Annotated in this window: 18 protein-coding genes; 13 read left to right on the top strand and 5 right to left on the bottom strand. The window is 71.2% G+C overall.

What is annotated here, in order from left to right:
- Window positions 1–2 precede the first annotated feature (2 nt).
- The 4 genes from ACIBK9_RS45225 (at window position 3) to ACIBK9_RS45210 (ending at window position 1,773) form a co-directional block, all read left to right on the top strand.
- Complete coding sequence (locus tag ACIBK9_RS45225) at window positions 3–260, top strand: WhiB family transcriptional regulator (protein WP_352323895.1); 258 nt, start codon at window positions 3–5, stop codon at window positions 258–260.
- Between the two features lie 66 nt (window positions 261–326).
- Window positions 327–1,046, top strand: coding sequence for a lysostaphin resistance A-like protein (locus tag ACIBK9_RS45220; protein ID WP_397165181.1), 720 nt, complete (start codon window positions 327–329; stop codon window positions 1,044–1,046).
- 179 nt (window positions 1,047–1,225) lie between these two features.
- A complete protein-coding gene (locus ACIBK9_RS45215) occupies window positions 1,226–1,363 on the top strand; it encodes a hypothetical protein (RefSeq protein WP_397165179.1) in 138 nt (45 codons plus the stop codon).
- On the top strand, window positions 1,345–1,773 hold the full coding sequence (locus ACIBK9_RS45210; RefSeq protein WP_397165178.1) for a PIN domain-containing protein: 429 nt from the start codon (window positions 1,345–1,347) through the stop codon (window positions 1,771–1,773). The genes ACIBK9_RS45215 and ACIBK9_RS45210 overlap by 19 nt, the downstream gene beginning before the upstream one ends.
- Window positions 1,774–1,794: 21 nt before the next feature.
- On the opposite strand, the gene ACIBK9_RS45205 is transcribed toward ACIBK9_RS45210, so the two are convergent.
- Window positions 1,795–2,514: a PIG-L deacetylase family protein gene (locus ACIBK9_RS45205; RefSeq protein WP_397165176.1), complete on the bottom strand. Its 720-nt coding sequence runs from the start codon at window positions 2,512–2,514 to the stop codon at window positions 1,795–1,797.
- A gap of 125 nt (window positions 2,515–2,639) precedes the next feature.
- On the opposite strand from ACIBK9_RS45205, the gene pcrA reads away from it, so the two are divergent.
- The gene (pcrA, locus tag ACIBK9_RS45200; protein WP_397165380.1) at window positions 2,640–4,868 is read left to right on the top strand and encodes a DNA helicase PcrA; all 2,229 of its coding nucleotides are present in this window, start codon (window positions 2,640–2,642) and stop codon (window positions 4,866–4,868) included.
- Between the two features lie 282 nt (window positions 4,869–5,150).
- Here the strand turns inward: pcrA and ACIBK9_RS45195 are convergent, their stop codons facing one another.
- From ACIBK9_RS45195 to ACIBK9_RS45185, 3 genes are all read right to left on the bottom strand, one after another.
- Window positions 5,151–6,041, bottom strand: a complete 891-nt coding sequence (locus ACIBK9_RS45195; RefSeq protein WP_397165174.1) for a L,D-transpeptidase — start codon at window positions 6,039–6,041, stop codon at window positions 5,151–5,153.
- Window positions 6,042–6,217: 176 nt separating this feature from the next.
- Window positions 6,218–6,850, bottom strand: coding sequence for a response regulator transcription factor (locus ACIBK9_RS45190; RefSeq protein WP_352323887.1), 633 nt, complete (start codon window positions 6,848–6,850; stop codon window positions 6,218–6,220).
- The gene (locus ACIBK9_RS45185; protein ID WP_358282268.1) at window positions 6,847–8,055 is read right to left on the bottom strand and encodes a PspC domain-containing protein; all 1,209 of its coding nucleotides are present in this window, start codon (window positions 8,053–8,055) and stop codon (window positions 6,847–6,849) included. The genes ACIBK9_RS45190 and ACIBK9_RS45185 overlap by 4 nt, the downstream gene beginning before the upstream one ends.
- A gap of 114 nt (window positions 8,056–8,169) precedes the next feature.
- Between ACIBK9_RS45185 and ACIBK9_RS45180 the strand changes: the two genes are divergently transcribed.
- The 8 genes from ACIBK9_RS45180 to ACIBK9_RS45145 all read left to right on the top strand — a co-directional run bounded on the left by ACIBK9_RS45180 (window position 8,170) and on the right by ACIBK9_RS45145 (window position 18,432).
- Window positions 8,170–9,885, top strand: coding sequence for a PspC domain-containing protein (locus tag ACIBK9_RS45180; RefSeq protein ID WP_397165172.1), 1,716 nt, complete (start codon window positions 8,170–8,172; stop codon window positions 9,883–9,885).
- Complete coding sequence (locus tag ACIBK9_RS45175) at window positions 9,875–10,078, top strand: hypothetical protein (protein WP_397165170.1); 204 nt, start codon at window positions 9,875–9,877, stop codon at window positions 10,076–10,078. The genes ACIBK9_RS45180 and ACIBK9_RS45175 overlap by 11 nt, the downstream gene beginning before the upstream one ends.
- Window positions 10,079–10,150: 72 nt before the next feature.
- A complete protein-coding gene (locus ACIBK9_RS45170) occupies window positions 10,151–10,633 on the top strand; it encodes a (2Fe-2S)-binding protein (RefSeq protein ID WP_352362730.1) in 483 nt (160 codons plus the stop codon).
- 50 nt (window positions 10,634–10,683) lie between these two features.
- Window positions 10,684–13,029, top strand: a complete 2,346-nt coding sequence (locus ACIBK9_RS45165) for a xanthine dehydrogenase family protein molybdopterin-binding subunit (protein WP_397165378.1) — start codon at window positions 10,684–10,686, stop codon at window positions 13,027–13,029.
- Window positions 13,026–13,880 carry an FAD binding domain-containing protein gene (locus tag ACIBK9_RS45160; RefSeq protein ID WP_397165168.1) on the top strand — a complete coding sequence of 285 codons (855 nt, stop codon included), beginning with the start codon at window positions 13,026–13,028 and terminating at the stop codon, window positions 13,878–13,880. The genes ACIBK9_RS45165 and ACIBK9_RS45160 overlap by 4 nt, the downstream gene beginning before the upstream one ends.
- 75 nt (window positions 13,881–13,955) lie before the next feature.
- Window positions 13,956–14,651 carry an SRPBCC family protein gene (locus ACIBK9_RS45155; RefSeq protein WP_397165167.1) on the top strand — a complete coding sequence of 232 codons (696 nt, stop codon included), beginning with the start codon at window positions 13,956–13,958 and terminating at the stop codon, window positions 14,649–14,651.
- Between the two features lie 89 nt (window positions 14,652–14,740).
- Window positions 14,741–17,374 (top strand): CDP-glycerol glycerophosphotransferase family protein, encoded by a 2,634-nt coding sequence (locus ACIBK9_RS45150; protein ID WP_397165165.1) that lies wholly within the window; start codon window positions 14,741–14,743, stop codon window positions 17,372–17,374.
- Window positions 17,371–18,432, top strand: a complete 1,062-nt coding sequence (locus ACIBK9_RS45145) for a glycosyltransferase (protein ID WP_397165163.1) — start codon at window positions 17,371–17,373, stop codon at window positions 18,430–18,432. Before ACIBK9_RS45150 ends, ACIBK9_RS45145 begins: the two co-directional genes overlap by 4 nt.
- Here the strand turns inward: ACIBK9_RS45145 and ACIBK9_RS45140 are convergent.
- Entirely contained in the window at window positions 18,429–19,460 is a 1,032-nt protein-coding gene (locus ACIBK9_RS45140; protein ID WP_358282256.1) for a sulfotransferase, read from the bottom strand. The genes ACIBK9_RS45145 and ACIBK9_RS45140 overlap by 4 nt on opposite strands.
- Between the last annotated feature and the right edge of the window lie 16 nt (window positions 19,461–19,476).

The raw sequence follows: 19,476 nt of genomic DNA, 5'->3' as shown, positions 1-19,476 counted from the left end.
GCATGCCACTGGAGGAGATCGGCTGGCTGCGCAGAGGCGCGTGCAGGTCCAGCGACCCTGACCTCTTCTTCCCGCTCGCGCCCTCACCGTTGCAGGAGGCCCGCGCGAAGGCGGTCTGCGCCCGTTGCCCGGTCATCGACGAGTGCCGCTCCTACGCCTTACGCGAGGGCGAGACGGAAGGCATCTGGGGCGGCCTCACCCCCCAGGAACGCCGCCGCACCCGCTTCCCCGCCGGCTGGCGCAACTCCGCCGCGTCCTGACCCACCCACCGACCACCCCGCCCCCACCGGACGCCGGCGTTCTGTGATGCGACGTAGCCTGCAAGGGTGCTGTTGCGCTCGATCGCCGTCCTCACCGCCGCCAACGTCCTCAACAACAAGATCGCCCCCAGGCTCGCCCCCCTGACCTCCGCCGCCGCCACCGCCGCGCTCGTGGCCATGGCACGCGGGCACGGGGTGTCGTGGCGTGAGCTGGGGTTCGAGAAGGCGTCCCGCGGAGCGGCCGTCGGCGGCGCGCTGGCGACGGCGGTGGCCGCCGTCTACACCGTGGGCATCTCCGTGCCCCGCACCAGGCCGCTCTTCCACGACGAGCGCGCCCTGTCGCTCTCGCGCGCCCGCGTCCTGGAGGAGTCCCTGCTCCAGGTCCCCCTGGGGACCGTCCTGCTGGAGGAGGTCGGGTTCCGCGGCGCGCTGCACGGCATGCTGGCCCGCCGGCACGGCCCGGCCGCCGCCACGGCGGTCTCCTCGGCCCTGTTCGGCCTCTGGCACATCCTCCCGGCGATCGACATGGCCCGCGCGAACCCGGCGCTCGGCGCGCTGACCGCGGGCGAGTCGCCCGCCCGTCTCGACGTCGCGCGGGTGGTGGCGGGCAGCGTGGTGTCCACGGCGGCGGCGGGGGTGCTCTTCTGCGAGCTCCGGCGGCGCGGCGGGCTGCTGGCGCCGTCGATGCTGCACCTGGCGACCAACTCGCTCGGCTACCTCTTCGCGAGGATCTCGGCGAAGGCTGGGCGCGACGGCCGGGGGAAGACTTCCTCCGGCCGAGGATGAGTTTTCCACCTCGGAAGATGAGAATCCTTCCTCACCTCCTTGGAACGGTCCAGGAAGTTCCCCTCGATGCCTTTACCTTCACCCGAGACACGCATCGCGGGAGCTCTCACTGACTCCCTGAATGCGGCTATCAAGATCAGAAGTCCTGATATGCGGTGGAGGTACGGAGGTGGTGCTGCATGCGTACGCTGATCGACGTCGACAGGGAGCAGGAGAGGGCCGGCGCAATCGAGGCATTCGAGTTCTGGCGTACCGAGGGAAGCCCGGATCTCCTGGACCAGGAGATCACGCGGCATGTGTGGCAACCACAGGACTGACGTACCTCCTCGACAAGAGCGCCCTCACCCGCATCCGGACGAGCGACGTCGTCGCCAAGGCCCTTCACCCGCTCTATGTGGCGCAGGTCGTCGCGACCTGCGCCGTCATCGATCTGGAGGTGCTCCGCAGCGCCCCTGATCTCGTCCATTACCGGCGCATCCTGCGTGCGCAGCGCCAGTGCGTCAGCCTGCCGCTGAACCAGGAGGTGCAGTCGCGGGCCGTCGAGGTGCAGAGGCAACTGGTCGGGATCTCTCACCACCGTGGCATCGGGCCGAGCGACCTGCTGATCGCCGCCTGCGCCGAGGTGCATCAGGCGACGATCCTGCACTACGACCGGGCCTTCGACATCATCTCCGAGGTCACCGGGCAGCCCGCGCTCTGGGTGGTGCCGCCGGGCTCGATCCCCTGAGCCGGGAGCGGAACGACCGGGTCAGGCCGTGGGCACGACCTGGAAGCCCTCCGCGTAGTGGCCCTCGCCGAAGCCGGCCTGCTCGGCCCAGGCGGCGAAGCGGCCACGGACGAAGTCGACGAAGCCCTCGACGTGGGCGACCTGGCTGACGTGCGACTGCAAGGCCGCGAGCTTGCGGTCCATGACCGCGGTGACGTCCACCCAGTGGTTGGGGGTGGAGCCGCCGTTCAGCCAGACCTCCCTGACCGTCCACGCCTCCAGGCCCTCCTCGCGCAGCAGCTCGGGGAAGGCGTAGGGGTTGCGGGCGTCGGGGTAGACCGCGTCGAGCGCGGCCCCGCCCACGGCCCGGTGGTCGGGGTGGCTGGGGGCGACGAACTGGTAGTTGCGGTCGGGGTGGTGGGTGATGACCAGGTCGGGGCGTACCTGGCGGATCACCCGGGCGATGTCGCGCCGGAGGTCGAGCGAGGACACCACCCGGCCGTCGGAGTAGCCGAGGAAGCGCACGTCCGTCACGCCGACGGCCTTGGCCGCGGCGAGCTGCTCGGTCCTGCGGAGCTCGGCCATGCCGGAGTTGTCGAGGGTGCGCTCGTTGCCGCCGGCGTCACCGTCGGTGACGAGCAGGTACGTGACCTCCACGCCCCGCTCCACGAACAGCGCCACGCTTCCCGCCGCCGCGAAGTCGACGTCGTCGGGATGCGCGGTCACGACAAGTACCCGGTTGATCTCGGCTTCCGCCAGCATGGCTTCCCTTCCTGGACCCTGTACGGAGGACAAACGGCACCCCGTCGAAGGCATTCCGGGCGCCGTTTGTCGGTGGCGCGTCTTAACCTAGGTGGGTGCCGACCCAAGTCTCTGTTGACCACCCCTTGCTCGACGGCCTCAACCCCCAGCAGCGCGAGGCCGTGATCCATCATGGCAGCCCCCTGCTCATCGTGGCGGGGGCGGGGTCGGGGAAGACGCGGGTGCTCACCCACCGCATCGCCTACCTGCTGGCCGAGCGCAACGCGCATCCGGGCGAGATCCTGGCCATCACCTTCACCAACAAGGCCGCCCGGGAGATGAAGGAGCGCATCGACAAGCTCGTCGGGCCGCGTTCCAAGGCGATGTGGGTGATGACGTTCCACAGCGCCTGCATGCGCATCCTGCGGCGCGAGGCCAAGCGGCTGGGCTTCCCGTCCAGCTTCTCGATCTACGACCAGGCCGACTCCCAGCGGCTGATGGCGATGGTCTGCAGGGAGATGGAGCTCGACCCGAAGCGCTACCCGCCGCGTTCGTTCTCGGCGCAGGTCAGCAACTTCAAGAACGAGCTGGTCGACTACGAGACCGCGCTCGACAGGGCGGGCTCGCACCTGGAGAAGACGCTCGCGCAGGCGTACAAGGCCTATCAGCTCAAGCTGACCGAGGCCGGCGCGATGGACTTCGACGACATCATCATGAACACGGTGACGTTGTTCCAGCTCTTCCCCGAAGTGGCCGAGCACTACCGGATGCGGTTCAGGCACGTGCTGGTCGACGAGTACCAGGACACCAACCACGCCCAGTACATCCTGATCCGCGAGCTGGTGGGCCATCCCGAGCTGCGCACCGCCGACGGCGACGTCGTGCGTCCGGGCGCCGACATGTCCGAGCTGTGCGTGGTGGGCGACGCCGACCAGTCGATCTACGCCTTCCGCGGCGCGACGATCCGCAACATCCTGGAGTTCGAGCGCGACTACCCCGACGCCCGCACGATCCTGCTGGAGCAGAACTACCGCTCCACCCAGAACATCCTGGCCGCGGCCAACGCGGTGATCGCGCGCAACGAGGGCCGCAAGCCGAAGAACCTCTGGTCCGACCAGGGCGACGGCCCCAAGATCGTGGGCTACGTCGCCGACAACGAGCACGACGAGGCCATGTTCGTGGCCCAGGAGGTCGACCGGCTCAGCGACGAGGAGGGCGTCAAGCCGAGCGAGGTCGCGGTGTTCTACCGGACCAACGCCGCCTCGCGCGTGTTCGAGGAGATCTTCATCCGCACCGGGCTGCCGTACAAGGTGGTCGGGGGCGTGCGCTTCTACGAGCGCAAGGAGGTCAAAGACCTGCTGGCCTACCTGCGGGTGCTGGCCAACCCGGCCGACGTCGTGTCGATGCGGCGCATCCTCAATGTGCCCAAGCGCGGCATCGGCGAGCGGGCCGAGGCCATGATCGAGGCGCTGTCCTCGCGCGAGCGCATCTCGTTCTGGGACGCGCTGCGCCGGGCCGACGAGGCGTACGGCATGGCGACGCGCTCGCTCAACGCGGTGCGCGAGTTCGTGGCGATGCTGGAGGAGCTGATCGCCAAGGCCGAGGGCGTGCCGCCGTCGACGCTGGCCGAGGAGATCCTGGTGGCCACCGGCTACCGCGCCGAGCTGGAGGCCTCCGAAGACCCCCAGGACGAGTCCCGCCTGGAGAACCTCAACGAGCTCGTCTCGGTGGCCTCGGAGTTCGAGGAGGCCAACCCCGAGGGCACGCTGGTGGAGTTCCTTGAGCAGGTGTCGCTGGTCGCCGACGCCGACCAGATCCCCGACGCCGACGGCGGGCAGGGCGTCGTCACGCTGATGACGCTGCACACGGCCAAGGGGCTGGAGTTCCCGGTCGTCTTCCTGACCGCGATGGAGGACGGCGTGTTCCCGCACGTCCGGTCGCTGGGCGAGCCGAAGGAGCTGGAGGAGGAGCGGCGGCTGGCCTACGTCGGCATCACCCGGGCGCAGAAGCGGCTCTACCTCACGCGGGCGGCGGTGCGCAGCTCGTGGGGGTCGCCGTCGTTCAACCCGGCCTCGCGGTTCGTCAACGAGGTGCCGGGGCAGCTCATCGACTGGCGTACCGACCCCGAGAAGTCGGCCTGGAGCGCGGCGACGCGGCGGGAACCGGCTGCGCGGCCGGCGCCCAGGAGCGGGGGCGGCGGGTCGCGGCAGATGTTGTCGCTGACGCCCGGCGATCGGGTGACGCACGACAAGTGGGGGCTCGGCACGGTGGTGGCCGTGGACGGAGTGGCGGAGAAGACCAAGGTCAAGATCGACTTCGGCGCCGACGGGGAGAAGACGCTGCTGCTGGCGTACGCACCCCTGGAGAAGCTCTGACCCCTGGGGGTCGACGGGCGCCCACCCCTCGCCGGGGGCCGGGCGCCTGATGGCGTAGGGCGGATCGGTGCTCTGAGGCACCGACCCTCGATAGCGGGGGGCGAGGCTCTGAGGCACCGGCCCCTCGACAGCGGGGGATGAGGCTCTGAGGCACCGACCCTCGACAGCGGGGGCCAGGCTCTGAGGAGCCGGGTCCCGGCGGCGGGCCGGGGGTGTGAGGCGTCTGGTTCGCGGTGGTGAGGGCAGGGCGCTTGGAGGCGGCCCTGCCGCTCAGCTTCCGGGTCAGGGCTTGAGGGCGCTGCCCTGCTTCCACTGGGTCCAGTTGAGCTGCCAGTAGCTCCAGCCGTTGCGCCAGTCGAGCTTACGCTTGGTTCCGGTGATCTTGACGACGTCACCGCGCTGGGCGATGCCGTAGAACCACTTGGCGCCCTGCGGGGTGGCCCGCACGCAGCCGTGGCTCTGGTTGGAGCGGCCGAGGTACTGGTAGTAGCCGGCGCTCTGGTGCACGTACTCGCCGCTGTCGGAGATGCGCACCGCCCAAGGGATCTCCTCCTTGTAGTAGCGCGGGTCCTTGGGGTCGGTCACCCCCATCCAGGACGACGTCATCGTCTCGACGGACTTCTTGCCCATGGTGAGGTGCACGCCGCTGGTGGTGAGGTAGACGTCCACGCCGTTGCGCATGAGGCCGCCCCGGCCGGCGCTGATCGCGATCTTCTTGGCGATCTTGCCGTCCCGGTAGACCTTCATCTGGTGCCGGCGGGTGTCGACGACCGAGATGTTCGCGGTGCCGACGGCGAAGCGGCGGGTGACGTCCTCGGCCTTGTTGCCGGGCAGCTGGCTGAGGCGCGCGGTGAACAGCACCTTCTGATGCGGCTTCCAGTACGTCTTCGTCCGGTAGATGACCTTGCGGGCCGACACCCAGCGCCAGGCGCCCTCGACCGGTTTGTCGGCCTGGACCTCCAGCAGCGCCTCCACGGCGGCCTTGTCCTTCACATCCCGGTCGAACGTGACGATGATCGGGAAACCGACACCGACTTTCTCCGCCGTCTCCGCCATGGGCGTGATGTCGGCGATGTCGAGCTTGACCTTCTTGGCCGGAGCCGCGACGTGGGCAGCCGCGGCGAGGCCCACGGAGGCGGTCGTCCGGACCGCCGGGACCTGCGAGGCTGGCACGCCTTCTGCCGAACAGGCCGCAGCCGAGGCCAGTGCGACCATGGCAAGCAACCGGGGGACGCGATTCAAGGGGGTTACTCCTGGATTATGTGCTTCTCCTTCCATGTGTGACTACTGAGACGCCTGATTCGTCTACGAATCGCCGTAACGACCTTGTAACGGTCCAGAAAGCAGGATCAGACCAGGCGGCGCGCGGTGGCCCAGCGGGACAGCTCGTGCCGGTTGGAGAGCTGGAGCTTGCGCAGCACGGACGACACGTGCGTCTCCACGGTCTTGACCGAGATGAACAGCTCCTTGGCGATCTCCTTGTACGCGTAGCCGCGGGCGATCAGCCGCAGCACCTCGCGCTCGCGCTGGGTCAGCGAGTCGAGCTCGGGATCGATCGAGGGCGCCTCGGAGGAGGCGAAGGCGTCGAGGACGAACCCGGCCAGCCGCGGCGAGAAGACCGCGTCGCCGTCGGCCACCCGGCGGATGGCGTCGGTGAGCTCCTTGCCGCTGATGTTCTTGGTGACGTAGCCGCGCGCGCCGCCCCTGATGACGCCGATGACGTCCTCGGCGGCGTCGGAGACCGACAGCGCGAGGAAGCGCACCTGCGAGCCGGTGCTGAGGACGCGGCGCAGCACCTCCTGGCCGCCGCCGCCGGGCATGTGCACGTCGAGCAGGACCACGTCGGGCTGGTGCTCGGCGATGGCCTTGACCGCCGTCTCGACGTCCTCCGCCTCGCCCACGACCTCGATCGAGTCGCCCAGCTCCGCGCGTACGCCGGATCTGAACAGCCGGTGGTCGTCGACGATCAACACGCGTGTCATTGCTTGTCCACCTTCATCGTCAGCATCACTTCCGTGCCCTCGCCGGGCTCGGTGCGGACCCTGGCCGTGCCGCCGTGACGTTCCATTCTCCCGATGATGGACTCCCTGATGCCCATTCTGTCGAGGGGCACCGCCTCAAGGTCGAAGCCCTTGCCGCGGTCCTTCACGAAGATGGTCACCTCCAAGCCCTCCACCTCCGCGTAGACGGAGATGGCCGGGCTCTCAGAATATTTCGCCGCGTTGACCATCGCCTGCCTGGACGCCTTGAGCATCGCCGCCAGCTTGCCCTGCGGGTCGAGGTCGATGTCGCCGACGCAGACGACCTCGATGGGCACGCCGTGCGAGTCCTCCTCCTCGGCCGCGATCCGGCGTACGGCGGCGGCCACGGTGGCGTCGGCGTCCTGGGCGGGCTGGTAGAGCCAGTTGCGCAGCTCGCGCTCCTGGGAGCGGGCCAGCCTGGTGACCTCGCGGGGGTCGTGGGAGACGCGCTGGATGAGGGTGAGCGTGTGCAGCACCGAGTCGTGCACCATGGCGGCCACCTCGGCGCGTTCCTCCTGGCGGATGCGCTCGCGCCGTTCGAGCTGCAGCTCCTTCCACAGGCCGGCCAGCCAGGGCGCGGCGATGACCGCGATGCCGCCGACCACGACGACGGTGAACAGCAGACCGGGCCTGGCCTGGGCCAGCTCGCCCTGGGCGTACAGGAAGCCGGCCGCGCCGATGACGACCAGCGTCACGCCGAGCAGCGTGCGCACCCGGTTGGTCCGGATGCTCTTGGTGGCCCCGCTGACCCAGTTCTTGCGGCGTTCGGGGTCGGCCTGCTGCCACAGGATGAGCGCGCCGATGCCGCCGACGGCGAACGGCAACATGCCGATCCCGCCCTTCGAGGCCCCGGTCAGCCAGCCGAACGCGGCCAGCGCCACGCCGATCGCGCTGAACGCGGCGAGCTGGCTCCAGTCGCGCTGCGGCGGCTGCCCCTCGTACGGCTCACGCGGAGTGATCATCCACAGCACGGCGTACGCCACCATGCCGACCCCGTCCACGACGCTGAGCAGCACGAACATCAGCCTGATCACGACGGGATCGAGGGAGAGCTGCGCCGCCAGCCCCTGGGCCACGCCGCCGAGCAGGCGGCCCTCCATGGGGCGGAGCATCCGGCGATAGGGTCGATCGCCGGTGGGCTCGGCAAGTGTCTTCTGGTCTGCCATAACATCGCCATCGTCACATGTCGCGGGCACTTCGGGCATCAGGGAACAACCCCCAGGGTCGAGTCAGGGGTCTCCCGGATGCGGCCACCCCGCCCGACGGTCCACGATGGTTCCATGACAGAAGCTCCGCCCAGGCAACCCGCCGCCCCGCCCCGGGAGCTGCGACGCAGCAGCGAGGGGCGCTTCCTCATGGGCGTCTGCGCCGGTCTCGGGCGGCACACCGGCATCGACCCCGTGGTGTTCCGCGTGGCGTTCGCCGTGCTCCTGCTCGGTTCGGGCATCGGGATCTTCCTGTACATCGCGGCCTACCTGCTGATGAAGGAGCCCAACGGCGGGCCGGGGATCATCGAGCAGTGGACCCGCCGCGACCTCGACGCCGAGGCCGTGATGGCGCTGCTCACGGCGGTGCTCGGGTTCGGCCTCGCGCTCAACCTCGCGACCGTCTGGCTCGACACCGGCACGCTGGTGGTCGGCGTGCTGCTGGCCGTCTCGCTGCTCGCGGCCCACTCCAGAGGCGTCGACCTGCTGGGCCTGGCCCGCTCGATGCCCGAGCGGCTCGGTCGCCGGCGCTCCCCCGACGCGGAGCCGCCCGCGCCGTCCTACGCGCCGCCCGCGTCCGCACCTCGGGTACGTCCCGCCGAGCCCGGCTGGTCCGGCCTCGGCGACACCGTGACGGCCCACCCCGAGTCCCCGGCTCCGGCTCCCCGGCCGACGGCCGCCGCGCACGCCGAGGCCGTGGCCGCGCGGCTGCGGGCGATGTCCGCCGGCCGGCAGGCCGCGACACCTCGTACGGACCGGCCCGAGACCCCTGAAGCGGGACAGGCGGAGGCCGGCCGGGCCGAGATGTCGAAGATCGAGGCCGCACAGGCGATGGAGGACGCCGGCGCCGTGACGGCGGAGCACCAGCTCCCCCGCGACGCGACCCGCCAGGCACAGACGCCCGGCGCAGAAGCCCCTGAGGCCCCTGAGGCCCCGAAGACGCGGGCCGAGGCCCCGCAGCCGCGGCCGCAGGCCGAGGCTCAGGCGGCGTCGCGGCAGGAGCCGCCCGCCTACCGCCCGCAGCCCAGGACCGCGATCGACTACAGCGGCTACGGCGAGCCCTTCGCCCCGAAGGGCCCCTACCGCCCGCTCGACCCGGCCAGGCGGCCCGGCCAGTCGCCCTACGACCCCGCCCTGTACGGCCGCCCGGCCCCCGCCCCGGCCCCCCGGGCCCGGCGCCCCAAGTCGTTCATCGGGGTCATCACCATCTTGCTCGCGATCATAGTGGGAGGGATCGTCGTGGCGGTCCAGGCCAGGTCGGCCGCGGGCGTGAGCCCGACCATCGTCGGCGGCGCCGTGCTCATCACCATCGGCGCCGGACTGCTCATCGCCGCCTGGTGGGGCCGCGGCGCCGGTCTCGTCGCGGCGGGCACCACGGTCGCGCTGCTGATCGGCGTGGGGCTGATGCTGGGCGGCCTGCCGCGCAACTTCGGCGACTCCACCTGGTACCTGACCAAGCCCTCTGAGGCGGGCAAGGTCTACGACGTCGGCGTCGGTGACGGCCGGCTGGACCTGACGGAGCTGAAGGCGCTGCCGGGGACGAGCCTGACGTTCGACGCCCGGGTCTCCGTGGGCGAGCTGACGGTGATCGTGCCGCCGACGGCCAGGGTCGAGGTGCACGCGATGAACAAGGTCGGCGACATCAAGGTCGACCAGTCGATCAGGGGCGGCGTGGACGTCAAGTTCGACAAGGTGCTGGAGCCCGAGGTCAGGTCCGAGGACGAGGAGTTCACGATCGTGCTGAACCTGCGGGGCGGCCTGGGCGACATGGAGGTGCGGCGTGGCGCGTGACGTCGAGCGGGTCCGGCGCGTGCACCGGACCGACTGGATGGCCCTGCTGAGCGGCACGTTGTTCGTGGTGCTCGGCATCCTCGTGGTGACCCGCGTGCTCACGGACGCGCTGATTCTGGTCGGGCTGACCGTGGTGGGGCTGGCCTTCGCGGGGGTGGTGGCGATCATCGCTCGGGTGGTCCGCGGCAAGTAACCCTTGACCGGGAAAAACACCGGCGTAGTTTCGGGTGTGTCCGCCTTTCCCCCTGCTCCTGAGGGAGGACGTATGCCCCGAATCACCGTCACCGTCGACGGGATCAAGTACGAGGAGGACGTCGAGCCGCGGCTCCTCCTCGTTCATCTACTTCGTGAGCGGCTCGGCAGGACCGGCACCCCGGTCGGCTGCGACACCAGCAACTGCGGCGCCTGCACGGTGCTGCTCGACGGCAAGAGCGTGAAGAGCTGCTCCGTGCTCGCCGTGCAGGCCGACGGCGGCGACGTCGTCACCGTCGAGGGCCTGGGCGCGAACGGGTCGATGCACCCGATGCAGCGGGCCTTCCACGAAGAGCACGCCCTGCAGTGCGGCTACTGCACCCCCGGCATGGTCATGGCCGCGATCGACCTGGTCCGGGAGGACCCGGAGCCGTCGGAGGAGTCGATCAGGCACGGGCTGGAGGGCAACCTGTGCCGCTGCACGGGCTACTGCAACATCGTGCGCGCGGTCAAGCGCGGCGCGCAGGAGATGGGGCAGGCGGTGAGGACGCAGTGAGCGAGCTGAGCCCCGAGGCCGTCGCCGGGCAGATCGCCGGCAGCGGCCAGATCAACGAGCCGGCCGGCGTGCACGAGGTGGGCCGGCCGCGCCGGCGCAAGGAGGACGCCAGGCTGCTGACGGGGCGTACGCGCTGGACGGACAACCTCTCCAGGCCCGGCACGCTGCACGTGATGTTCCTGCGCAGCCCGATGGCCCACGCCCGGATCACCCGGGTGGACGTGTCGGCGGCCCGCGGCCTGCCCGGCGTGGTGGCCGCCTTCAGCGGCCAGGACTTCGCCGCCGAGCAGGGCAGCCTGCCGTGCGCGTGGCCGGTGACCGACGACGTCGTCATCCCCGACCACCCGCCGATGGCCACCTCCGAGGTCCGGTACGTCGGCGAGGCCGTGGCCTGCGTGGTCGCGACCGACCGGTACCGGGCGGCCGACGCGCTGGAGGCCATCGAGATCGACTACGAGCCGCTGCCCGCGGTGCTCGACATGACCGAGGCGCTGTCGCCGGACAGCCCGAAGGTGCACGAGGCGGGCAACCAGGCGTTCTCCATGAAGATCACCTCTGGTGACGTCGACGCGGCGTTCGAGGGCGCCGCCGTCGTCATCGACCGGACGTACGTGCAGCAGCGGCTCATCCCGACGGCCATGGAGCCGCGGGCGGTGCTGGTGGACACCGACGGCGACTCGTTCACGATGTGGACCTCCACCCAGATCCCGCACATCCTGCGCGTCATGCTCGCGGTGGTGACCGGCATCCCCGAGCACGACCTGCGGGTGATCGCCCCCGACGTGGGCGGCGGGTTCGGCTCGAAGTTGCAGGTCACCGCCGAGGAGGTGCTCTGCCTGCTGATGGCGCGCCGGCTGGGCCGGCCGGTCAAGTGGACGGAGTCCCGCTCCGAGGGCAACCTGACCGTGCACCACGGCCGCGACCAGCTCCAGCACATCCGCCTCGCGGCCGACGCCGACGGGCGCATCCGGGGGCTCCAGGTCGACCTGCTGGCCGACATGGGCGCGTACCTGATGCTGGTGACGCCGGGGGTGCCGCTGCTCGGGGCGTCCATGTTCAACGCGATCTACAAGATGGACGCCTACGAGTTCGGCTGCCGGGGCGTGTTCACCACCAAGATGCCGACGGACGCCTACCGGGGCGCGGGCCGTCCCGAGGCGACCTTCGGCATCGAGCGGACGATGGACGAGCTCGCCGCCGAGCGGGGCCTGGACCCGCTGGAGGTGCGCCGGCGCAACTGGATCAGGCACGAGGAGTTCCCGTACACGACGATCTCGGGGCTGACCTACGACTCGGGCAACTACGAGGCGGCCACGGAGCGGGCGCTGTCGCTGTTCGGCTACGACAAGCTGCGGGCCGAGCAGGCCGACCGGCGGGACCGGGGCGATCCGGTGCAGCTCGGGATCGGGGTCAGCACGTACACGGAGATGTGCGGGCTGGCGCCGTCGAGGCTGCTCGGGGCGGCCAGGTTCGGGGCGGGCGGCTGGGAGCACGGCTCGGTGCGCATGCTGCCGACCGGCAAGGTCGAGGTCATCACCGGCACGTCCCCGCACGGCCAGGGGCACGTGACGGCGTGGAGCCAGATCGTGGCCGACGCGCTGGGCGTGCCGTTCGAGGACGTGCGGGTGCTGCACGGCGACACGGCCGTCGCGCACAAGGGCATGGACACCTACGGCTCGCGCTCGCTGGTCGTGGGCGGCATCGCCGTGCTCCAGGCGTGCGAGAAGGTCAGGGAGAAGGCCAGGAAGCTGGCCGCCCACATGCTGGAGTGCTCACCCGACGACCTGGAGTTCGACGGCGGCGCGTTCAAGGTGCGCGGCACGGGGTCGGGCCGGACGATCCAGGAGCTGGCCTACGCCGCGTTCCAGGCGCACGACCTGCCCGACGGCGTGGAGGCGCGGCTGGACTCCGACGCCACCTTCGACCCGGACAACTACTCCTTCCCGCACGGCACGCACCTGTGCGCGATGGAGGTGGACACCGAGACGGGCATGACCAGGATCCGCTCGTACGTGGCCGTGGACGACGTCGGCAAGGTGGTCAACCCGCTGATCGTCGAGGGCCAGGTGCACGGCGGCATCGCGCAGGGCGTGGCGCAGGCGCTGTTCGAGGAGGCCGTCTACGACTCCGAGGGCAACCTGCTGACCACGACCATGGCCGACTACCTGCTGCCGTCGGCGGCGGACCTGCCGTCGTTCACGACGGACCGCACCGAGACCCCCGCGACCGGCAACCCGCTGGGCGTCAAGGGCGTCGGCGAGGCGGGCACGATCGCCTCCACCCCGGCGGTGGTGAACGCGATCGTGGACGCGCTGCGGCCCTACGGCGTCGGCGACATCCGGATGCCGTGCACGCCCGAGCGTGTCTGGCGAGCGCTGGAAGGAGCGCGGCGATGATCCCCGCACCGTTCGACTACGTGCGTCCCGGCTCGCTCTCGGCGGCCTGCGCGGAGCTCGCCGCCGACGAGGACGCCAAGGCGCTGGCCGGTGGGCAGTCGTTGCTGCCGTTGTTGCGGTTGCGGCTGGCGTATCCGTCCAAGCTGGTGGACATCGGGCGGCTGCCCGGCCTGAACGGCGTGCACGACCGGGGCGACCACGTCTTCATCGGCGCGCTGGCCACGCACGACGAGGTCATGCGGTCCCCGGTGGTGAACGCCGGCGCCCCGCTGGTGGCGCTGGCCACGGCCAGGGTGGCCGACCCCGCGATCAGGCACCGGGGCACGTTCGGCGGCTCGCTGGCGCACGCCGACCCGGCCGGTGACCTGCCGGCCGTGGTACTGGCGCTGGACGGCGTGATCGTGGCCGCGTCGGCGCGGGGCGAACGGGAGATCCCGGCCGCCGAGTTCTTCGTCGACTACCTGGAGACGTCGCTGCGCGCCGGGGAGATCCTGGTCGGCGTGAAGGTGCCGAAGCTGGGCGAGGGCTGGGGCTTCCACTACGAGAAGTTCCACCGGACCGCGCAGTCGTGGGCGATCGTCGGCGTGGCGGCCGCGGTCAGGCGTGCCAACGGCTCGATCGCCGAGGCCAGGGTCGCGCTGACGAACATGGGCCCGACCCCGGTGCGCGCCCGCGCGACCGAGACCGCGTTGCGCGGCGTCGAGCTCGGCGACCGGGTGCGGCAGGCGTGCGAGGAGGCGGCGGAGGGCACCTCGCCCCCCGCCGACCTGCACGCCCAGCCCGACTACCGCCGTCACCTGGCCCGGGTGCTGACCCATCGGGCAGTGCGCACGGCCGCCGGGACCCCCTGAGTGAGGCGGGGGCGCCTCTTCCGGGCGCCCCCGCCCCGACGTAGTGTCGCAACCAACCTCGGAAGGAGCGGATCGATGGCGATGCGGTTCGAGCACGAGTTCACTGTCCCGGTTCCGGTCGAGCAGGCGTGGGCGGTGCTGCTCGACGTCGAACGGGTCGCGCCGTGCCTGCCCGGGGCGACGCTCGACATCTTCGAGGGCGACGAGTTCACCGGCCGGATGAAGGTCAAGGTAGGCCCGATCACCGTCACCTACCGGGGCTCGGCCAGGTTCGAGGACGTCGACAAGGACGCCCACACGCTGACCATCCAGGCGTCCGGCAAGGAGGCCAGGGGCTCCGGCACGGCGTCGGCCACGGTCAGGGCGCGCATGACGCCGGCCGACGGAGGCACGTCGGTGGCCGTGGAGACGACGTTCAACGTGACCGGGCGGCCGGCGCAGTTCGGGCGCGGGGTCATGGCAGAGGTCGGGGCCAAGCTGATCGACAGGTTCGCCGGCAACCTGGCCCAGCTCCTCTCCGAGCCCATGGTGGAGCCGGTCGCACCCCAGGAGCAGCCTCAGGAGGAGGAGCGGCACCTGAGCGCGGTGACCGTCCCCGAGCCGGACGTGCGGCCCGCGGGCACGCTGCGGACCTCGCGCACGCCCGACGAGGAGGCGCTCGACCTGATGGAGATCGCCGGACAGCCGCTGCTCAGGCGGCTCGCGCCGATCGCGGGCGGCCTGCTGGCGCTCACGATCCTCATCTGGGTGGTTCGTCGCCTTATGCGCTGATTTTCAGCAAAAACCACATAAAGTCCGGTCACTTCCCGCTATCAGGGGGAAGTGCCATTCCCGCAGGTCATTTCTGGGGGGACATGGGCATGCCGGACTGCAGCGTCGTCGTGATCTCGTACAACGACGCGGCCCGCCTGCCCAGGGCCGTGCGCTCGGTGTTGCGGCAGACGTTGCGCGACCTGGAAGTGATCATCTCCGACGACGCGAGCACCGACGGCACGCCCGAGGTGGCCGCGCGGCTCATGGCCGAGGACCCGCGGGTGCGCTACCTGCGCAGGCAGAGCAACAGCGGCGGCTGCGGAGCCCCGCGCAACGACGGCATCGACGCGGCCAGGGCGCCGTACGCCATGTTCCTCGACAGCGACGACGAGCTGCCCAGGCACGCGTGCAAGAGCCTGCTCACCGAGATCGAGCGCACCGGCGCCGACTTCGTGTCGGGGCAGATCTCCCGGCTGTTCGAGCGGGACGGACGGCTGCGCCCGTACTATCCGTCGTTGTTCGCCCGGCGGCGGGTGGTCGAGGGCATCCGCGCGGAGCCCGAGCTCTTCCTCGACTCCTTCAGCACCAACAAGCTCTACAACGTCGCCTGGCTGCGCGACAACGTGCTGCGCTTTCCCGAGGACATCCACTACGAGGACCACGTCTTCGCCACCGAGCTGTACGCGGTGGCCCGCCGGTTCGCGATCGTGCCGTGGGTGGTCTACCACTGGCACCGGGCGAGCTCGAACGAGTCGATCTCCCTGAGCATCGACGAGATGGACAACGTGCGGCAGCGGGTGATCGCGGCCCGGCTGAGCGACGACATCCTGCGCGGCTACGGCGCGCACGACCTGGTGCCGCACCGGCAGTACCGGTTCCTGCGGCAGGACCTGCGGGTCTACCTCAACCCGCTGCCCGCGCGCGACCTGGTGTGGGTCAAGGAGTTCGCCTCGGTCGTGCGGCCGTACCTGGAGGAGATCCCCGACGCGGTGTTCGACCGGATCGAGCCGATGGACCGGGTCTGCTGCCGGCTCATCCTGGACGACCGGATCGAGGACCTGCGCGTGGCGGCCGGCTCGCTGACCGGCCCCCGGGCCGCGCCGCGGGCGGCCGTGCAGGTGGACGGGCGCACGTACTGGGGCACCACGGCCGCGCCGGGGCTGGACATCACCGCGCTGCGCCTGGCCGAGCTGCCCTACACCGACTCCCGGCTGCGGCACGAGGTGACCGGCCTGGCCACGAACGGCGAGCGGGTGCGGATGACCGTGCGCACCTACGACCCGTTCGGCGTGCTGCCGGCCGAGTGGGACGCCTTCCTGGAGGCGGGCCGGGAACGGGTGCCGATCCGGCCGGTCCCCTCGGGCGACGGCGGCTACGTCAGCCAGGTCGTCTTCGCGCCCTGCGGCAGGAGCGACCCGCGCATCGGCTTCCGGCGCCGCTCCGACGGCCACGTCACCACCGACCGGCTGATCGTGGACCCCAACCTGGAGCCGATCGAGCTGCCCGGCTGCACGGTGAAGGCCGAGGGCTACGCCGCCTACCTGTGCGTGCGCACGCACTCGCGCACCCGCTCGGCGCTGCGGCGGGCGCGACGGCTGCTGCTCAGGAAGCTCAACACGCCGCGCGCCAAGCTGCGCGCGTACAAGCTGCTGATCAGGGTGGTGCCGCGGCGCGACGACCTCGCCCTGTTCGAGTCGGACGTCGGCAAGGGCTACAACGGCAGCCCCCGCGCCATCTACGAGGAGGTGCGGCGGCGCGGCCTGCCGATCGAGGCGGTCTGGTCGGTCGCCAAGGGCCGCAAGAACTTCCCCGCCGACGTGCGGCTGGTCCGCCGGGGAAGCTGGCGCTACCTGTGGACGATGGCCCGCGCCGGGATCTGGGTGGACAGCCACGGCTTCCCGCTGGACTACCCCAAGCCGCCCGGCACCCGCTACCTGCAGACCTGGCACGGGCAGGGCATCAAATCGATCGGCTTCGACGCGCCCGACCTGCGCGGCGACTTCGACCGGCCGCGCGAGCAGTGGCGGGCCGCCGTCGCCAGGTGGGACGCGCTGGTCTCGCCGAGCGCCGAGTTCTCGCGGGTGTTCCTGCCCTCCAACGGCTACGACGGCAAGGTCTACCGGTGCGGCACCCCGCGCTGCGACGCGCTGGTGCGGGCGGAGGCGGCCGGCGACGTGCGGGCCCGGCTGGAGATCCCGCCGGGGCGCAAGGTCCTGCTCTACGCGCCCACCTACCGCGACCGGGACAGGACGAGCGGCCGTTCGGTACGCGCCGACCTGGACCTCATGGCCGCGGAGCTGGCCGGCGAGTGGGTGGTGGTGCTGCGCACGCATCCGGTCGAGAAGTACGACCCGCCCGAGCGGCTCAGGCACTTCGTGCGGCCGGCCGCGTCCTATCCGGAGATCAACGACCTGATGCTGGCCTCCGACGCGCTGCTGACCGACTACTCGTCCGTGATGTGCGACTACGCGCTGACCGGCCGGCCGATGGTGTTCCTCATCGACGACTGGGACGACTACCGGCTCTCCGAGCGCGGCGTCTACCACGACCTGCCCGCCATCGCCCCTGGCCCGTGCGTGACGACCACGGCCGAGCTGGTGGACGTGCTGCGCAACCTGCCCGAGGTGCACGCCGCCTTCGCCGCCAAGTACGCCGCCTTCCGCGCCCTGTGGTGCGCCGACGAGCACGGCGACGCCTCCGCCCGCATCGTGGACGACTTCTTCGAGGGACGCACGCGATGACCGTCGTCTTCGCCTGCCTGGACGCCGACACGCTCGGCGGCGTCCAGCGGGTCACCCACACCCTGGCCCAGGGCCTGGCCGAACGCGGCCACGAGGTGCACGTCGTCGGCCTGCACCGCGCCGCCGCGCCCTTCCGGTACGTGGACCGGCCGCTCTACCGGCAGCACGTCGTGGGCGGCCCGCTCGGCGAGCAGGGCCCGCTGGCCAGGCGGCTGGCCGACCGCAGGGTGAAGGAGCTGCTGCGCGGCGTGCGCCCCGGGTACGCGGTGCTGACGTCGCCGTCGGTGGTGACCAGGCTGTCGGGGCTGCTGCCCGCCGGGTTCCGCTCGATCGGCCAGTACCACGGCTCCTACGACCACGCCCGCGACTGCTGGCACCTGGCCTCGATCAAGAAGCACTACCCCGACCTCGACCAGGCGCTCTTCCTCAGCGACGACGACGCCTGGGCCTTCTCCGAGCACGCCCTGCTGCCCAACGCCTGGACGCTGCCCAACCCGCTGGGCGCCTGGCCACGGGAGACGTCGGCGCTGGACGTGCCGCGGGTGCTGGGCGTGGGGCGCCTGGAGGGCGTCAAGCGGTTCGACCGGCTGATCAGCGCGTTCGCCCGCGCCGAGCCGCCGCCGTCCTGGGAGCTGCATCTGATCGGCGACGGCGCGGAACGCGAGCGGCTGCGGGCGCACGCGGCCTGGGAGGGCGTCGCGGACCGGGTGGTCTTCCGCGGCCTGGTGCCCGCTGACCGGATGCGGGAGGAGTACCTGAACGCCTCGCTGGTGGCGCTGACCAGCGAGCACGAGGGCCTGCCGGTCGTGCTGCTGGAGGCGTGCGCCCACGGGGTGCCGTCGGTGGCCTTCGACGTGTCGGGCGGCGTGCGCTCGGCGGGCCCGGTACGGGTGCCGCCGGGGGACGTGGACGCGTTCGCCGCCGAGCTGGCCGCGCTGATGGGATCGGCGCCGGAGCGGCGGCGGCTGGGGGCCGCCGCCCGGGCACGGGCCGAGGCGTTCCGCCTCGACCACGTGCTGGACCGCTGGGAGCGGCTGTTCGCGCACATCCAGCGCTAGACGGTCACCTCGGGACGCTGCTGCGGGATGCCGGCCAGCGACTTCTGCGTGGAGGTGAGCAGCGCGCCGACCGGGCTGGGCTCGCGCAGCCGGTTGAAGCGGTCGCGCATGGCCTTGCGCGACCGGCTGGCCTTGCGCTTCTGCATGGTCTTCTGGCAGGCCGTCAGGTGCTCCTTGGCCGGCCTGGGCGCGCCGGTCAGCTCGTAGCCGTTGGCCTGGAGGCGCTCGCCGAGGACCTGCTCGCAGAGCGCGATCTCCCAGTCGTCCAGGCGGTTGGCCCAGCTCCCGACCCGGCTGCGGGTGACCTCGCGGTGGGTGTTGCTGTGCCAGACCTTGTGCTGCGGGACGGCCTGGACGGCGGCCTCGCGGGGGGAGATCATCGACGGCGCGAAGTCCTCCTCCAGGAAGTGGCAGAGCTTCTTCATCTCGGTCATCGGGTCGTCGGTGAGGTCTTCGTAGCGCAGCTCGTAGTAGGTGTCGTCGGGCAGCGTGCGCCGCAGCCGCTCGCCGGCGTCGATGGCCTCGGCCCAGGTGGAGATCGCGTGGAAGGAGTCCAGCGTGTACCAGGGCATCTCCTTCAGCGAGGCCACGCAGTCGCGGCCGTCCCTGATCAGGTGGATGAACTGGGCGTCGGGGAAGAGGCGCAGCAGCAGGTCGGTCTGCTTGACGTAGCTGGGCCTCTTGTCGCCCCAGCGGGCCTTGTCGAAGCGGTCGGCGTACATGCGGAAGGCGGTGCCGATGACCGAGCCGAGCGAGCCCGGCCCCTCCACAGCCTGCCGGATGAACTCGTCCTTGTCGATCTTGAGCTCGCGGAACTTCGTGCTGCGGTCGGTCGCGATCCACTGTGCCAGTGCCTTGCGCCGCTGGGGGACCCGCAGGTCGCCCCATGTGCGGCGCCGGTAATAAGCGGGAACGAGGAAGCGCGTCTCCGGCGGCACCGCCATGCGCGGGTGCGAGTGGAGCATGAGCTGGAGCATCGTGGTGCCGGACCGCGGGCATCCAATGACGAAGACTGGCCGGTCGGACATTTCGTACTAACCCCCG

The organism is Nonomuraea sp. NPDC050227 (assembly GCF_044459705.1).
GTDB lineage: Bacteria > Actinomycetota > Actinomycetes > Streptosporangiales > Streptosporangiaceae > Nonomuraea.
The sequence above is the reverse complement of the archived record's forward strand: the minus strand, read 5'-3'. Positions and strand labels throughout refer to the sequence as shown.

Bases quoted from the DNA above. Each gene is read 5' to 3' on its own strand.
- ACIBK9_RS45225 (WP_352323895.1), top strand. From the start codon at position 3: ATGCCACTGGAGGAGATCGGCTGGCTGCGCAGAGGCGCGTGCAGGTCC.
- ACIBK9_RS45215 (WP_397165179.1), top strand. From the start codon at position 1,226: ATGCGTACGCTGATCGACGTCGACAGGGAGCAGGAGAGGGCCGGCGCA.
- ACIBK9_RS45205 (WP_397165176.1), bottom strand. From the start codon at position 2,514: ATGCTGGCGGAAGCCGAGATCAACCGGGTACTTGTCGTGACCGCGCAT.
- ACIBK9_RS45190 (WP_352323887.1), bottom strand. From the start codon at position 6,850: ATGACACGCGTGTTGATCGTCGACGACCACCGGCTGTTCAGATCCGGC.
- ACIBK9_RS45185 (WP_358282268.1), bottom strand. From the start codon at position 8,055: ATGGCAGACCAGAAGACACTTGCCGAGCCCACCGGCGATCGACCCTAT.
- ACIBK9_RS45180 (WP_397165172.1), top strand. From the start codon at position 8,170: ATGACAGAAGCTCCGCCCAGGCAACCCGCCGCCCCGCCCCGGGAGCTG.
- ACIBK9_RS45170 (WP_352362730.1), top strand. From the start codon at position 10,151: ATGCCCCGAATCACCGTCACCGTCGACGGGATCAAGTACGAGGAGGAC.
- ACIBK9_RS45160 (WP_397165168.1), top strand. From the start codon at position 13,026: ATGATCCCCGCACCGTTCGACTACGTGCGTCCCGGCTCGCTCTCGGCG.
- ACIBK9_RS45155 (WP_397165167.1), top strand. From the start codon at position 13,956: ATGGCGATGCGGTTCGAGCACGAGTTCACTGTCCCGGTTCCGGTCGAG.
- ACIBK9_RS45150 (WP_397165165.1), top strand. From the start codon at position 14,741: ATGCCGGACTGCAGCGTCGTCGTGATCTCGTACAACGACGCGGCCCGC.
- ACIBK9_RS45145 (WP_397165163.1), top strand. From the start codon at position 17,371: ATGACCGTCGTCTTCGCCTGCCTGGACGCCGACACGCTCGGCGGCGTC.
- ACIBK9_RS45140 (WP_358282256.1), bottom strand. From the start codon at position 19,460: ATGTCCGACCGGCCAGTCTTCGTCATTGGATGCCCGCGGTCCGGCACC.